Origin of the sequence: Cryobacterium sp. GrIS_2_6, from assembly GCF_035984545.1 — a bacterium.
GTDB lineage: Bacteria > Actinomycetota > Actinomycetes > Actinomycetales > Microbacteriaceae > Cryobacterium.
Genome location: NZ_JAXCHP010000001.1, coordinates 546102 through 559657 on the forward strand (window position 1 = coordinate 546102; position 13556 = coordinate 559657).

Below are 13556 nucleotides of genomic sequence, written 5' to 3' on the forward strand. Positions count from 1 at the left end.
ATGAAATGTCAAAACTATCCCATTTTCGGGATAGTTTTGGCGAAAGCATTCTGGCTGACACGGCTGGGAAACACCGTTGCGGTGATTCCGCCCCTGTCCGTACCGAAAATGAGACGAATCGGACGGATACCTCCTCTTTGATGACGCGGCCCCATCAAGTCCCTGCTCTTCTCGGACGCGGTACTTCACGCCTTCGATCACCGTGAGCACAATCGCGGCGAGAAGCCCGACGCTTCCCAGGACCGTGAACCCGACTCAGACCCGTTTCATCACGCTCATCGTTCCCACTGCGGCCCGCCCACAGACTAAGCCGCCTGCATCGTCTGTCTGCCGAGGTCCCCGACGAACTTGGAAGGACCGTAGCCGACTATGAGATAGCCGAGGGGGGAGAACAGCCAGAGCAGGAAGAAACTGAACGCTCCACCCTTGCCGAACGCACGACCACAGCCGAGCGCCACGACGATGCCCACGATGATGTTCACGATTGAGATGAGGTACAAGATAGTCAGTGCCCCATGATGGCCAGCGATCTTGACCAAAACGTAAGTGTTCACGATCGGAATCAGCGCGCTCCATCCGGCAACGCCTGCCTTTGCGAAAACTGGCCAGAGAGCGATCACCGTAATCAGGTAGGAGCCCACACAGACGAGAAGGTATGCGGTGGTGTAGCTGCCGGCATTCTGGGTGCCTGTCAATTCACCGACCACGTGCACATCGAACATGAAGTCCCTCCCCCGATTACATTCGCCACCCTAGCCCAGGGACGCACGATGTGCCCTTATGCGGTTCCCTGGTCGATGAGCGCCTAGCCGTTAGATTGGCACCATGGATCTCACCTGGCTTCTCGTCGCAGTATTGCTGCTCGTCCTATTTGCGAGCATCAGCGTTATCGGTGCATTGCTTCGTATCGCAACGGCCACCGAAAAGACTGCCGCCGATATGAAAGCTCTGCTGGGTGCAGTCCGGAAGACCGACATTCGCCCATAGAGAGTTCACTTATCGGGATTCGTATATCTCGCGACGATGTCCGAGTCGGAGGATGAGCACGATTAACATGCGCAGTTGCCGTTCGAAAATCCGTCCAGGGTGGGCGCCTATTCAACGCGACGCCCCCGCGAAGACCTTGGATCTTCGCCTCGATTGCTTCAATTCGCGGGCCGAGTCCAAGGCCGATGACTGAACCGAATCGTGGGCGAACACTGAATGGGACGATCAGGTGATGCTCGGGCGTCACCACGAACGACAGCTCGAGCGCCGCTGTCGGCATGGACTCACTGCCAGCATTCAGGACCATCGGAAATCCCTACTGAAGACTCAATACTCGAGTGCGAAACGCTCTGAGAGTGAAGCTCGCCCTGACACGTAGGGGTGCCGCCGTAGTCTCGGATGCCGTGCTCGCCTAGGAGCGTGAGTCAGTAACGCCTATTCGGCTTTGATGCCAATGAATGCCTCCGATGTCGTCGGGTTGGGTTGGGGCGTTGCCGACGCGATCGTCGTGGGCTGGGGCTCTGTATCCGTTCGCGTGCCGATCGAAAATAGGGCCACGGCCGTGTTGACGACGCAGGGCAGGATCGCTGTCGCCCGTCAGGGCGGTCTTGCCTGGTCTTTAGGTTGCCGGGTGGGGAGTGCTTTGCGTGGCGAGGCGGGCTTTGGTTTGCAGGGTGTGGAGTTTCATTAGGTTGTGGCAGGCGGCGATCAGGTCCCACTCGTGGGCTGCTTGCTCCAACCCGCGCAGCAGCAGGAATTTTCCTTGCCTCGTGTGGATTTGACCGAACACGGGCTCCACGATCGCTTTGCGCCTGGCGTAAACGGCGCGGCCTTTCTTCGTCTTCAACTTCCGGGCCATGCGTTCCCGGAGCGTCGCATCGGCGGGGATCCGGCCCCGAGGAACCTCGGGAACACGTTCGCCATGCTTGACCCGGCCGGTCGCGATGAAGAACTCGGTCCCGCCGTCGCTGGCCGTCTCAATGGTCTTGGCGTAGTCCAGGTTCGCGGCTGAACAATACCCGGCATCGGCGAGGACCTGCCGGGGCAGAACGCCCGTCGTGGTGTGGAGTTTCTCGACCAGGGGCACGACCTGTTCAACATCCACGCCAATATTCGTCAGCGTCGTCGCGACGATGATCTGATGATCCGCATCCACGATGGCCTGCGCGTTGTAGGCGTAATGGAAGGACCCGTCAGCGGTCTTCATGATCCGCGCGTCCGGGTCGGTGAAGTTGCGTTGAGCCTTCGGATTCACGACCGCGTTCTCGGCCGCATCCTCACCCTTCGCCGTGACAGCATCGTCGTCATCGCCCTTATCCCGGGCTTTCTTCTCGGCCTCTTTCCGCGCCCGGGCGGCCGCGTCCGCCTCCAAAGCGGCGCGCGCCTCGGCCAGTTTCACGAGGCGTGATTCCCGCCTCGCGAGCTCCGGCGGCAACTCATCACCGCGTTTGTCTTTCCCGAACCGGGCATCCTCGGCCTCATCGATCGCATCGGCGTCCGCCAGGAGGGCGGAGACTTCATCGGCGAGGACTTTCTGCTTCTCCGTCAACCGGGCGTAACTCATCGCTTTGCGCCTGGACGCGTTCGCCCGGACCTTGGTGCCGTCCAACGCGACCTGCCCCAGCGACACCATCCCAGCCGCACGACACAGTTCCAACGCCTGCAAAAACACGTTCCCCAGGCTCGCGAGGTGCCGTTTCCGGAACCGGGCGATCGAGCGAAAATCCGGTGCCTGCTGCGCGGCCAACCAACGAAAAGCGACCACGTCCACACAGACCCGCTCCAACTCCCGTGACGAGCGAACCCCGACGCAATACCCGTAAAGCAGCACGCGGACCATCAGCCGAGGGTCATAAGGCGGCTGGCCCTTCGACTTCGCGTAGGACGCGTAGAACTTCTTCAGGTCAATTTGAGTTTCGACGATGTCGGCGATGAAACGAGAGAGGTGGTTCTGCGGCAGCCACTCATCCAAAGACGGTGGAACCAACATCACGGCCGCCGGCTCGAACGCCCGGAACCGCTTGTTCACGCCGGCGCCAGCCTCGACTCCGTCGTCCATGACCAGGTCAACATGTTCGAGTTCTGTCGCGGGAAACAAACCATCAAAATCGCTCATAAGCAATTTTCCCAGACCAACAACCCCAGCCCAGGAAATCCGTCGGCGTTTTAAACTTCGCCGTTACTGACCCACGCTCCTAGATGAGTGAGTCCTAATGGTCGTAGGCGATGAGGGATCGTTTGTTGGGGGTTCCGAGGAGCCAGTTGTGCCAGATTCCGGCTGCGAGGGCGAGTAGTCGGCCTGCGACGCGGGAGTAGACGCCGGGGATGGTGCGTCCGCCGTGTTCTTCGAGGGTGAGTTGGCCTTTGAGGGTGTCGAAGACGGACTCGACCCATTGGCGGATGCCGCCGAGTTTCCCGAAGCGTTTCTTCTCGTCTTTGCGGTCGGGGCGGATTAGGTGTGCGCCGAGTTCGTCGGTGATGAATCCTTCGAACTCGCGCCCGGCGAAGCCTTTGTCGCCGATGATGATTTGGCCCAATTGGATCAGGTGGCGGTCGTGGCGGAGCATCGCCTGAGCGGCTTCGCGTTCGCCGATCTTCGGGTTGGCCAGGCCCCAGATGACGGGCATTCCGCCTGGGGTGCAGATGAGGTAGAGGCGGAATCCCCAGAAGTAGCGGGAGTGGGAAGCGCAGTATCCGTAGCCGGCGTGTCCGGCCAAGTCGGAGCGTTTCACGGTCTCGCGGGACTTGCCGCAGGGCACCGGGGTGGAGTCAATCAGCCGGGTGATCTCGTCCCAGGACGGGGTATCCCGGGCGAGTTCGGTGATCACAGCAGAGAGCAGACCGGTGGCTTGGCGGACGCGTTTGCCCCACCCGGATTGTTGGGGCAGGTTCGGGAACATGCCTTTCAGATGCTTACTCGCGTAGCGGATCCATTTGCGGTCCGATGCGATGCCGAGCAGGTGTTGGGCGACGACGAGGCAGAGCAGCTCGATGTCGGTCAGGGCCGGTGGTCGCCCGGGCCGGCCTTGTCTGGAGAACCCCAGCGCGGGGATGATCCGATCGTCTAGATGGACGTACAGTGTGGTCAGGAGGGTGTTTAGATCTGTCTTCACAAACAGGTTTTAACACCCTCCACCTTCGATTAACAGCGTCCACGCGGGGGAAGTCAGATTCGACTAACCGGGCGCCATCCAAGCCAATCGATTAGGACTCACTCATCTAGGTGCAGGCCGCGAGGCCGACATCGACCGTGATGAGGGTCGCAGGCCCTGACCGCTATGCGACGTCGCGGGCGATCGCCCTGGACGCCTTCGGGGCCGGCGCTGCCTCGGCCTACATCGCGACCGGGGTCAATTTCCCGGACGCGCTCGCTGCCGGACCGTCAGCGGCCCACTTCAGCGGCCCGACCATCTTGGTTCCCGAGTCGGACGCCACCGTCGACGCTGCGACCACGAGCCCGCTGACCGCCCTCAAGGTCACGACGGCCCGGATCGCCGGCGGAGTGGATGTTGTCAGTACGGCATCGAGAATGCGCTCAAGGTCGTGCCAGGGGTGACGACTGTCAAACGCAACTCCGGCGCCGACCGCTACGCCACGGCCGTCGCGATCAACCTTGACGCCTTTGCGACGAGCCCAGCGGTCTACCTCGCGGTCGGGACCAACTTCCTCGACGCGATGGCCGGCGCGGCCCTGGCCGGCTGGAAGAACGCGCCGCTGTACCTGAGCACGACAAGTTGTCTCGACAAGAGGGTGCCCGCCGAAATGTCAGGCCTCGGCGCCACGTCGCTGGTTTTGTTCGGCGGGATGACGGTGCTGAGCGAAAACGTGGCCAATCTCGTCGCTTGTCCCTGATCTCGCCTCGACCGCAGTCCGCGACCGTTCTCGGGAGGCGTGAATGGCTCGCTGTTTCGTTCCCCGAGGTTTTTACCGAGGAGCTTCCAGAGTCATGATTTGGTCACGACTGCAAGGAATGACACCTCATAGTGATCAGGGAATGAATCTCCAAGTGAGGGACAGGAAAGTCCGGTCAGATGAAAGCCTGATCGGTGGGAGCTCCACGGGCACCTGAACGAGTTCGGGCCGTCAGTCGTCCCTGCGTCTGTCGCCCAGCTGACCGTTCGGCAGTTCGAGGACTGGGCCTACATCCGTGTGTGAGCCGGACGAAGGATCCCTCGCAGTCGGCTCTTCGATCGGGGGTTTCTCTGAAGTCCGGTAGATGGATGTTTCCGGGCCGGGGTGGCGTCGGGTCTGGACGATGATAAGCACGATCCCGGCGAGGGCGGCGAGGAGCGCGATGTCCACGTTGATCTTGAGGCCGAACAGGAAATACTCGGTCGGGTCCAGGCGGAGCGACTCGAGGAACGCCCGTCCGGCGCCGTACCAGAGCAGATAGAAGCCGAGGGCCTTGCCCCAGCGCAGGTTGAACCGGCGCTCGAGCACGACGATGATCAGCACGACACCGATCGTGTTCCAGATCATCTCGTAGAGGAAGAGCGGCTGGAACAGCGTCCCGGCCGGCAGCCCAGCGGGGAACGCCGCGTTCGTTGATTCGATCTCGAGGCCCCAGGGGAGGGTCGTCGGGCCGCCGTAGAGCTCGTGGTTGAAGTAGTTCCCGAAGCGGCCGAATTCCTGCGCGAGAAGCAGGCCGGGGGCGAGAGCATCGGCGAAGGAGAAGAACCGGATCCCGGCCCGACGGCACCCGATATAGGCCCCGATGCTGCCGAACAGGATCGAACCGAAGATCGCGAGTCCGCCCTCCCAGACGAACAGCACCTTCCACAGGTCCGCGCCGGGGAAGAAATAATCGGTCGGATGAGTGACGACGTGGTACAGGCGACCGCCCACGATTCCAATCGGAACCGTCCACATGGCGATATCCATCACCATGCCCGGCTTGCCGCCACGAGCGGTCAACCGCGCCGAGGACAACCAGACGGCGATAATGATGCCGGTCAAGATGCAGAGCGCATAGAAATGAACACGGAGAGGTCCCAGATCGAAATAGCTGATAGATGGGCTCGGAATGCTGGTGTGAACCACCGCGTTCACCTTTCGATCGTGCGCATCTGCGCAGCTGGCGGACGAAGGTCTCCCAAGGGTTCCGGGGAAGTCCGATGTCTCGAACCGCCAAAAGCTTATGCGGGTCCGCTGGATTCACCGCACCAGTGCAGCTCACGAAAGCGGATGCTGGGAGGGTTCTCATAAAGGGGGCGACCAATGGAGGAGGGGTGCACCCAGCAGGGCGATTCCCGAACGCTACGATCGAAACGTGAGGTCCGTCTTGAATTCGGTTACTCCGTCGTGGGTCGCCCGAATCGTCGTGGTCACGGCGCTCGTCGGTGTCGGGGCAGGTCTCGGCGGGCTCGCGGTGAGTGTGCTCCTTCGAATGATCCAGCACTTCGCCTACGGGTATTCGGAAGGCACTTACCTCGACGGGCTGGCGCACTCTTCACCGCAGACGCGCGTGATCGCCTTATGCTCCGCGGGTGTGATCGGTGCGGTTGGCTGGTGGGCCCTTCGCCGATGGGGGAGGCCCATCGTCCCCGTGGATCGCAGCGTTGCCGGGGAGCGGATGCCGGTGCTCGCGACCCTGGCGAACTCGGCCTTGCAGATCGTGATCGTCGGGTTGGGCGCGTCGATCGGCCGGGAGATGGCCCCCCGCGAGTTGGGCGCACTGTGTGCGGGCTGGCTCAGTGAGAAGGCGCGGGTGAATGCCCGCGAACGTCGTGTTCTCGTGGCATGCGGTGCCGGTGCGGGGCTCGCCGCCGTCTACAACGTCCCGCTCGGGGGAGCGCTCTTCACTGTCGAGATTCTGCTTGCAGAGGTCAGTCTGGCCACCGTCCTGCCGGCCCTGGCGACGTCCGCGATCGCGACACTGGTCGCGCAAATCGTCGTGCCCACGACCCCGTTGTATTCCGTTCCGCAGTTCGCTCAGACCCCGTCGCTCATGGTCTGGTCCCTCATCGCCGGGCCCGTGATCGGATTCGGTGCAGTCGGTTTCGTGCGCCTGGCCGGCAGGGAAGAGAAACGGCGTCCGGAGGGCTGGAGGATTCTTATCGTCATGCCACTCGTCTTCGCCGCCATCGGGCTGTTGTCCCTCCTGCTTCCAGAGATTCTCGGCAATGGGCGGTCGCTCGGCCAGACCGCGTTCGACGCGATGCTGCCGATTGGACTCGTGGCGGTGCTCCTCGTCGCCAAAGTGGCAGCCACGATCGGCACGATCGGGAGCGGGGCTGCCGGAGGTACTCTGACGCCCTCGCTCGCGATTGGCGCCGCGTTCGGCGTCGTGACGGGCGGCCTCTGGGACGCGCTGTGGCCAGGTACCCCGGCAGCGGCCTTCGCCCTTGTCGGAGCAGCAGCATTTCTTGCCGCTGCAATGCGCGCACCCCTGACTGCCCTGATCCTCGTCCTTGAATTCACAGGGGAGGGGCCCGCACTGCTGATCCCCATGACACTGGCTGTCGCGGGTGCCGTGGTCGTCGAATACCTCCTCGGCCGCCGACGATTCCTCGGCATCGACTAATCGCAGTTCGCATGTTGCCCACGTGGCCCATTCTGCCGTGGAGATTTCGGGGCTGCGTCGCTAACGAGTGCGCGGACCACGGCTAGGGTCAATACAACGCCGAGACGACGACGTCCTTGTAGATCCAGCCGGAGAACGTGCGGATATAGAAGGCGTCCGTCATTACAGGCAGTCCGGTGGGGCCGTGGTGAAGTGCCGCTTCACGAGATCCCCCTTTCGCTCTGCCAGGGGCCCAGGAATCGTCGTATCCGGGCCTTTCGAACGTCACACCCGCGCAAGCCCTCCCGGCGCATCACGCGTTCGACGGTGCAGCGGGCCACCAGTGTTTCGCGTGGTTGTCGTGAGCTCGATGGCGACTGACCAACGCTCCTAGCGGGCGAAGTACAGCAGCGCGATGGTGACGATTTCCGTAATCACGGCGGTCACGGTCAAGCTGGCGCTTGTGATGCTTATCCAGGTCGCGGTTGGTAGGCCTGCGATGTTCGGTCTGGCTACCGTCTTCAGATCGAGGTTCTGTATGGCTAGGGTGATGCTCGCCAGCGTTGAGGTTAAGGCGGCGGCCAGGCCCCACGCGGCGAGGCCTGCGGGCATCGCCGCGGAGTAAATGATCGCACCACTGACGAGAAGAACGGATGACCGAACGATTCGGCCAGCTTGCCGGTTCTGGCGGTGAAGTGCCGCTTCCGGATCATACTGAGCGGGCTCGTCGGGGCCTGAATTCCAAGCGTCCTCCGCCTTTGTCATGCGATAACCATATGTCTATCCCGGAAAGCATTGGCGACCACGTACTCGGGTCCGTGTTCTTTCGGAGAACGCACAGGTCAAGAATCGGTTTTCACCCATCTGGCAACGGTAAGCGCGCGAGCGGTCCGGTCCGGCGCTAAGAGTTATGCCACTAGTTCGCGCACCTCGCGGATGAGTCGACGAAAAATCTGGCTCTCGGTCCCAAGGTAAGGCCACTCCCAAATAGACCCCCGATAGTTCACATCCGTGAATTCATTAGCCGCGGGGGTCCGCCCGTCGCCAATGAACGGGTCGCGGTGCCCGGCGAACTGATGCAGGGTTAGGTCGATGGAAAACTCCACGGTACCGTCTGTCGCTTGCCATTCGAGCCAGGCGTGGCCGTTTAACTCTCCGGGGCGGCTGGCTTGAACGAACGTCCACTGCCCAAACGGTACCCGCCCGCGCGTCTTGACGACGACGGCCGGGGACCTGCACCTGAAGATCCCCAAGCGGCGCCAGGGTTCATTCTTCCCCGCGCTCCTCGAGCGCCGCCGCCGGATGGACAGGCCCTGTTCGTCGTCGTTATGGAGGCTTGCCTCCACGGCGTCTCGACCCGGAAAGTCGACGACCTGGTCAAGGCCCTCGGCGCGGCTCATCGGGAAACCGGCGGGCGTCGGCGAGGGTGTCCTCCCAGAACTCGTCGAAGTCGTCTGGTTCGGCAACGAGCGAGCGGTACTCGCGGGGTTCCGGCAGGCTGCGGTTGTAGCGGGCATGGGAAAGGACCTTTCAGGCGTGCAGTGCACGAGCCCAGCTTCGAGCTCGTGAACGGTAGGGCGGATGCCGCCGGTACTACGGACCCTATGCGAGCGCAATCCCCGACGGACTTTGCACCTTGACGGCAGGACCGACACGCCTAAGAATCCCTGGTCAGCCCCGGCCCGTCGCGCGCTTCTTGTAGTAGTCCCGCCAGATCAGGCGGTGGACCGGGATCCACCGTGGGATGTCCCGCAGGCCGGGGATGAAGGGCACGAGCGTGAGTAGCACGCTCAGTAGGAGCATCAGGAGAACGACCACCAGGTCGGCATTCGGAGCGGAGGCGAACGGCTCGACCTGATACCAGAAGGAGAAGAGCCACAGCCAGGATTGTCCGGGTGTGTTCCCCGTTTCGTTCATCATGCCCCACTGGTCGCCCGTGAGGTGCTGGGCGGTCGCGAGGTCACCGAAGTATGCGCCGTCGCCGAGGAACAGGATGGTGCGGGTGTAGTCGGAGTTGTAGAAGGACTGCTGCGCGTTCAGGACGCCGTCGAGCGCGCCCTGGCTCGCCATCCTGAGTAGGGCACCGGTCAGGACCGGGACGGGCCCGTAGTCGCCGGTGGCGACCTGGGCCGGGTCGCCGTCGGGGGCGTTCGTGAGGGCATCCGTGTATGCGGCGGTCCAGTCGGTCTTCTGCGTGTCGATCGCGGTGTTCCACGCGTCGAGGGCGGCGCTCGGGGGTACGTTGAGGGTCGTCAGCGGGGTGATCACGAGGTCCTGCGCCGTGTCGATCGGCAGTCGCACTCCGGAGAAGCTCTGCAGGTCGAAGGCCCCGATGGTCTGGGTCGCGTCAGGAGTGTTGTTGTAGGGCGGCCCGTAACCGGCGGAATCACTCGTTCCGCCGAGCTCGGCGGTCGCCGTCGCGACGAAGTCCGCCGGTTCTGCCTGCGCCCAGGACTTGAGGGTGACGCTCGGTTCGTCCGGGGAACCGACGATCGCCGAGAGACCCACGATCAGGAGTCCGACGACGACGAGGGCAACGGTGAGTTCCTTGAAAAGGTCGTATTCGCGCACCCTTCCGCGCCAGGGGCGTCGGGCGACGGAGTCGCGCTCAGAACGGGACGTCGTCGCGGTGCTCATCGCGTCGCCTCCGCCTGTTCCGGGTTCGCGTCCGGTCGGGCCGCTGGACTGTGGCCGAGCGCTGTACCGTCGCCGAGCAGCACTTCGCCACTCAGCTGGGCGTCGCTCTCAGCCGCGTCGATCGGGGGGACGACCCCGTGCATCCGCACCAGGATCACGTGGAGCGCGACGACGGCTCCGACCGCGAGGGGCAGCAGCACGATGTGGAAGCCGAAGATCTGGCCGAGGTTGGCCACGTTGAACCAGGCTCCGATGCCGGAGGCGTTGAGTGCGTCCTTGCCTTCGAAGGCGATCCACTGCGAGTCGAAGTTGGTCTGGAGCAGGTACCCGGTGAATGCCGCGACGATCGAGACGAGGAAGGCGGCCATCCCGGTGAGCCAGGTGAGCGTTCGCCCGCCTCGCCAGGCGGCCATCCAGTACTTGCCCCAGAGGTGCACGACCATGGTGATGAAGAAGACCTCGACGCTCCAGAGGTGCACGCTGTTCACGAAGTGGCCGAAGTCGGAGACGTGGTACCAGGCCGGCCCGTTCAGGCTGAGCACGACGCCGGAAACGACGATGAACACAAGCGAGACGATGGCGCCCATGCCGAAAACGTAGATCCAGGATGCGACGTAGCTGGGCTGGTCCTGTGGCAGCAGTTTGTCGGCGGGCAGGTGCTTGAGCAACCAGCCTCGGGCTTTACCTGTCCAGGTGTAGTACTCCTCGGCGGGTTCGCTCTTCTGCTCCTCGCGGATGCTCATGGGCGTTTCTTCCCACTCGGGAACGGGAGCACCAGGGCCAGCAGAAACAGCAGGATCATCACGATGATCACGATGAGATTGCCGAGCTGGATCTGGAATGCCCCCCAGCCGACATAGATGCCTGGACTGTCCTGAGTCGCAAAGTAACTGATGAGCGGATGCATTGCGGCTCCATTGCTCGGGATATCGGCCAGCCACGGGTGGATCCGAGCGGCTGTGCCCCGATGAAACTCACGCTATTCCCGTTCGGGAAAATCTGCTCATCGTTCCGTGGGGAAAGAACCTGAGACTACGTTCAGGAAGGAGTGCTGCGGAAGGCGCGTTCAGGACTCCGGGTGGGCGCCGAGTTTGGCGCGAAGAGATCAGCTCTGGCCTTCGAGGATGATCTGCGCGCATCGCTCCGTCGCAGGGTTCACGACGATCGGCGCCATCAGGTTCACGGTCGTGCCGCCCTCGCGCGGGTTGGTCACGACGAGAACGAGCGCGTCTTCGGGGCCGGCGAGGTCGAGGGAGTGGGCGTGGTCGTCGGTGATGACGGGGGAGTAGTTCGGTAGGTAGATCACGGCGTCGAGCACGAACAGCCGGGTGTGCCAGTCGTCCGCGGACTGCAGCGTGTATAGGCCGTCCGCGCCGGCGATCTCCGTGAAGTTGAACTCGGTCAGCGAGTCGAGCCCGGGCGGTGGGAGACGAATGTCAGGGTGACGCTCACTGGACGCGGTGGTTGAGCCGCGTCTTGCAGTACGTGGCGTCGAGGAACACGTAGGGGTACCCTGTCGCGCCCAGGTCCCGGTCGTGGAACGCGGCGACTTCCCGGTCCAGATGCGCGCAAATCCGGGACACTTCGGACTCGGAGATCCCGGTGTCCGCGCCGAGGGCTTTGCCGAGGTCGTCGACTTTCCGGGTCGAGACACCGTGCAGGTAGGCCTCCATAACGACGGCGAACAGGACCTGGTCCACCCGCCGCCGCCGCTCGAGGAGAGCGGGGAAGAACGACCCGTGGCGCAGCTTGGGGATCTTCAGGGTCAAGTCCCGGCCGTCGTTGTCAACACGCGCGAGCGGGTGCTGCGGCGTCGCGTTGGCGGACACGAACCAACAGGAACGCCCGCAGTGCGCGTAGGGGTTGCGAGGATCTTTGGGTCGAGGTTGGTATTGAAGCGTTGGCCGCATGCCGGGCGAGCGATACCCTCGTCATGGGGACGGCTTCATTGGCGACCGTCTAGGTGGCACCATCAATTGACTCCAGTTTCGGCCGGGACTGGAGCTGACTGCATCCGTTGAATTCATCGTGGATGGAGGCCATGAGTCGCGGTCCAGAGCGTAGGCAGTTAAGTGATGAACCATCGTGCGATGGTCAGTGAGAACCGTTCAAAGTTCCGCAAACAAAGACACATCTCACGACCCTTCTATGGTTGAAGCCAAGCAGTAAGGGTCGCCAGTGAGCGATAGATGCTGCGGGCGATGAATCGTTTGAGGCAGCGGTGGATCTCTCGCCGGGTCTTGCCTTCGGCGGTTCTTCTGTCAACGTAGCTTTTCGTCGTGGGGTCGGTGATCATGCGGCAGCGGGCGATGATGTGGAGCGCTCGGTTCAGTTGACGGTCGCCGTGGCGGTTGAGGCGATGCCGGGTCGTATTTCCTGATGATGCCGGAATTGGGCTAACGCCCGCCAACGCCGCGAAGGCGGCTTCCGAGCGCACTCTGCCTTGGTGGGAATAAGCGGTCAGGATGATAGCGGCCGTGAACGGTCCGACACCGGGGATGTCCTGGATGCCTGGAGCGAGTTCGTCGACGTGCTTTGACAGGGCCGCGTGATTCGTTTCCAACTCGTGAGTGCGCTGGTGGATCGCGGAGGCGAGCCTGCGGGCTTCAGATCGGGCGACGGCAGCGGCAGTGTCATCGCTGGAGCGATCGCGCCATGCGGCGATGATGTCGACTTGAGTGTTGGTCAGGGGTGCGCGGACGTCGAGGCCCAGGTTGATTATCCGCAGGAGCGCGTTGAGCGCGTTGCGGTCGCTGGTGCGTTGGGAATCGATACTGTGTCTCGCGACGAGCAGAACTCGAAGGGCGCTGCGAAGCCCGTCGGCGCGCGGCAGAATCAGCGCGGTCGCATCGGTGCCAAGCGCGGTGCGGGCGGCAGCCACGGCATCGATTTGGTCGGTTTTGCCGTGACCATCCCGGGCCTGCCGTTTGGGTGGTTTGACCTCGCAGACGCGGATCCCCGCGGTGGTGAGAGCGCGAGTCACGGTGGCTCCGTAGGAGCCGGTGCCCTCGACAGCGGCAAGCTGCTGCCCATCCGAGCGTCGCTCAATCCATGCGATCGCGCGGGCGGTGCCAGCGTCGGTGGTGGGAAATGAAGCGGTGTCAATGACTGCGCCAGTAGCGGCAGTAACGACTGCGTAGGTGTGCGTTTTGGCGTGGGTATCCACGCCGATGACGTATTTGTATGTGTCAGCCACGGTGCTCACGAAGTGTCTTCTTCCGGTAAATGGTTCGTTATCCGGGCCTGGGAGAATCGTCGCGAGGCAGATCTCTAATGAGTCACATCCCCGCCGGAGCGTGGGTGGACAACCTTCTATGAAGCCATCGAAACGGGTCAGGCCGGCACCGACCTAGCCCAGCGGACAGGTCGTGTGAAAGCCACCGCTTGCGCGGGACAGATGGCTCTTGAGTCACGTTGGGAAAGGCCGATA

General features: G+C 63.0%; 15 protein-coding genes and 2 pseudogenes. 5 read left to right on the plus strand and 12 right to left on the minus strand.

Annotation, left to right across the window (positions count from 1 at the left end):
- Positions 1-305: 305 nt before the first annotated feature.
- Complete coding sequence (locus tag RCH22_RS02590) at positions 306-722, minus strand: DUF5684 domain-containing protein (RefSeq protein WP_327012719.1); 417 nt, start codon at positions 720-722, stop codon at positions 306-308.
- 103 nt (positions 723-825) lie between these two features.
- On the opposite strand from RCH22_RS02590, the gene RCH22_RS02595 reads away from it, so the two are divergent.
- Entirely contained in the window at positions 826-987 is a 162-nt protein-coding gene (locus RCH22_RS02595) for a hypothetical protein (protein WP_327012720.1), read from the plus strand.
- 619 nt (positions 988-1606) lie between these two features.
- Here RCH22_RS02595 and RCH22_RS02600 read toward each other — a convergent pair.
- A complete protein-coding gene (locus RCH22_RS02600) occupies positions 1607-3046 on the minus strand; it encodes an IS1182 family transposase (protein WP_322135178.1) in 1440 nt (479 codons plus the stop codon).
- Positions 3047-3197: 151 nt separating this feature from the next.
- The gene (locus tag RCH22_RS02605) at positions 3198-4100 is read right to left on the minus strand and encodes an IS982 family transposase (protein ID WP_327012721.1); all 903 of its coding nucleotides are present in this window, start codon (positions 4098-4100) and stop codon (positions 3198-3200) included.
- A 140-nt stretch (positions 4101-4240) separates the two neighbouring features.
- Here RCH22_RS02605 and RCH22_RS02610 point away from each other — a divergent pair, with 140 nt between their 5' ends.
- A complete protein-coding gene (locus RCH22_RS02610; RefSeq protein WP_327015436.1) occupies positions 4241-4543 on the plus strand; it encodes a cell wall-binding repeat-containing protein in 303 nt (100 codons plus the stop codon).
- The gene (locus RCH22_RS02615; RefSeq protein ID WP_327012722.1) at positions 4540-4839 is read left to right on the plus strand and encodes a cell wall-binding repeat-containing protein; all 300 of its coding nucleotides are present in this window, start codon (positions 4540-4542) and stop codon (positions 4837-4839) included. Before RCH22_RS02610 ends, RCH22_RS02615 begins: the two co-directional genes overlap by 4 nt.
- A 231-nt stretch (positions 4840-5070) precedes the next feature.
- Here RCH22_RS02615 and lgt read toward each other — a convergent pair whose 3' ends face one another.
- Positions 5071-6036 (minus strand): prolipoprotein diacylglyceryl transferase, encoded by a 966-nt coding sequence (lgt, locus tag RCH22_RS02620; protein ID WP_327012723.1) that lies wholly within the window; start codon positions 6034-6036, stop codon positions 5071-5073.
- Between the two features lie 220 nt (positions 6037-6256).
- Here lgt and RCH22_RS02625 point away from each other — a divergent pair, with 220 nt between their 5' ends.
- Entirely contained in the window at positions 6257-7510 is a 1254-nt protein-coding gene (locus RCH22_RS02625) for a chloride channel protein (protein ID WP_327012724.1), read from the plus strand.
- 369 nt (positions 7511-7879) lie between these two features.
- Here RCH22_RS02625 and RCH22_RS02630 read toward each other — a convergent pair whose 3' ends face one another.
- Positions 7880-8254, minus strand: coding sequence for a hypothetical protein (locus tag RCH22_RS02630; protein ID WP_327012725.1), 375 nt, complete (start codon positions 8252-8254; stop codon positions 7880-7882).
- Positions 8255-8716: 462 nt separating this feature from the next.
- Here RCH22_RS02630 and RCH22_RS02635 point away from each other — a divergent pair.
- Positions 8717-8880 (plus strand): annotated as a pseudogene (locus RCH22_RS02635) (transposase); the annotation flags it as partial.
- On the opposite strand, the gene RCH22_RS21110 reads toward RCH22_RS02635, so the two are convergent.
- From RCH22_RS21110 to RCH22_RS02665, 7 genes and pseudogenes are all read right to left on the minus strand, one after another.
- Positions 8867-8986 (minus strand): acetylxylan esterase, encoded by a 120-nt coding sequence (locus RCH22_RS21110; protein ID WP_369125302.1) that lies wholly within the window; start codon positions 8984-8986, stop codon positions 8867-8869. The pseudogene RCH22_RS02635 and the gene RCH22_RS21110 overlap by 14 nt on opposite strands.
- A 174-nt stretch (positions 8987-9160) precedes the next feature.
- A complete protein-coding gene (locus RCH22_RS02640; protein WP_327012726.1) occupies positions 9161-10126 on the minus strand; it encodes a hypothetical protein in 966 nt (321 codons plus the stop codon).
- Positions 10123-10869 (minus strand): cytochrome b N-terminal domain-containing protein, encoded by a 747-nt coding sequence (locus RCH22_RS02645; protein ID WP_327012727.1) that lies wholly within the window; start codon positions 10867-10869, stop codon positions 10123-10125. Before RCH22_RS02645 ends, RCH22_RS02640 begins: the two co-directional genes overlap by 4 nt.
- The gene (locus RCH22_RS02650) at positions 10866-11033 is read right to left on the minus strand and encodes a hypothetical protein (protein WP_327012728.1); all 168 of its coding nucleotides are present in this window, start codon (positions 11031-11033) and stop codon (positions 10866-10868) included. Before RCH22_RS02650 ends, RCH22_RS02645 begins: the two co-directional genes overlap by 4 nt.
- A 198-nt stretch (positions 11034-11231) precedes the next feature.
- Positions 11232-11690: a flagellar assembly protein FliW gene (locus RCH22_RS02655; protein WP_327015437.1), complete on the minus strand. Its 459-nt coding sequence runs from the start codon at positions 11688-11690 to the stop codon at positions 11232-11234.
- Positions 11593-11930, minus strand: a pseudogene (locus RCH22_RS02660) (transposase); the annotation flags it as partial. The gene RCH22_RS02655 and the pseudogene RCH22_RS02660, both read right to left, overlap by 98 nt.
- A gap of 342 nt (positions 11931-12272) precedes the next feature.
- A complete protein-coding gene (locus tag RCH22_RS02665; RefSeq protein WP_327012729.1) occupies positions 12273-13331 on the minus strand; it encodes an IS110 family transposase in 1059 nt (352 codons plus the stop codon).
- Positions 13332-13556: the final 225 nt, after the last annotated feature.

What these genes read in the sequence shown, in the direction of transcription:
- RCH22_RS02650 (WP_327012728.1), bottom strand. Translation starts at nt 11,033, where the DNA reads ATGCATCCGCTCATCAGTTACTTTGCGACTCAGGACAGTCCAGGCATC.
- RCH22_RS02640 (WP_327012726.1), bottom strand. Translation starts at nt 10,126, where the DNA reads ATGAGCACCGCGACGACGTCCCGTTCTGAGCGCGACTCCGTCGCCCGA.
- RCH22_RS02645 (WP_327012727.1), bottom strand. Translation starts at nt 10,869, where the DNA reads ATGAGCATCCGCGAGGAGCAGAAGAGCGAACCCGCCGAGGAGTACTAC.
- RCH22_RS02600 (WP_322135178.1), bottom strand. Translation starts at nt 3,046, where the DNA reads ATGGACGACGGAGTCGAGGCTGGCGCCGGCGTGAACAAGCGGTTCCGG.
- RCH22_RS02590 (WP_327012719.1), bottom strand. Translation starts at nt 722, where the DNA reads ATGTTCGATGTGCACGTGGTCGGTGAATTGACAGGCACCCAGAATGCC.
- RCH22_RS02595 (WP_327012720.1), top strand. Translation starts at nt 826, where the DNA reads ATGGATCTCACCTGGCTTCTCGTCGCAGTATTGCTGCTCGTCCTATTT.
- RCH22_RS02630 (WP_327012725.1), bottom strand. Translation starts at nt 8,254, where the DNA reads ATGACAAAGGCGGAGGACGCTTGGAATTCAGGCCCCGACGAGCCCGCT.
- RCH22_RS02610 (WP_327015436.1), top strand. Translation starts at nt 4,241, where the DNA reads ATGAGGGTCGCAGGCCCTGACCGCTATGCGACGTCGCGGGCGATCGCC.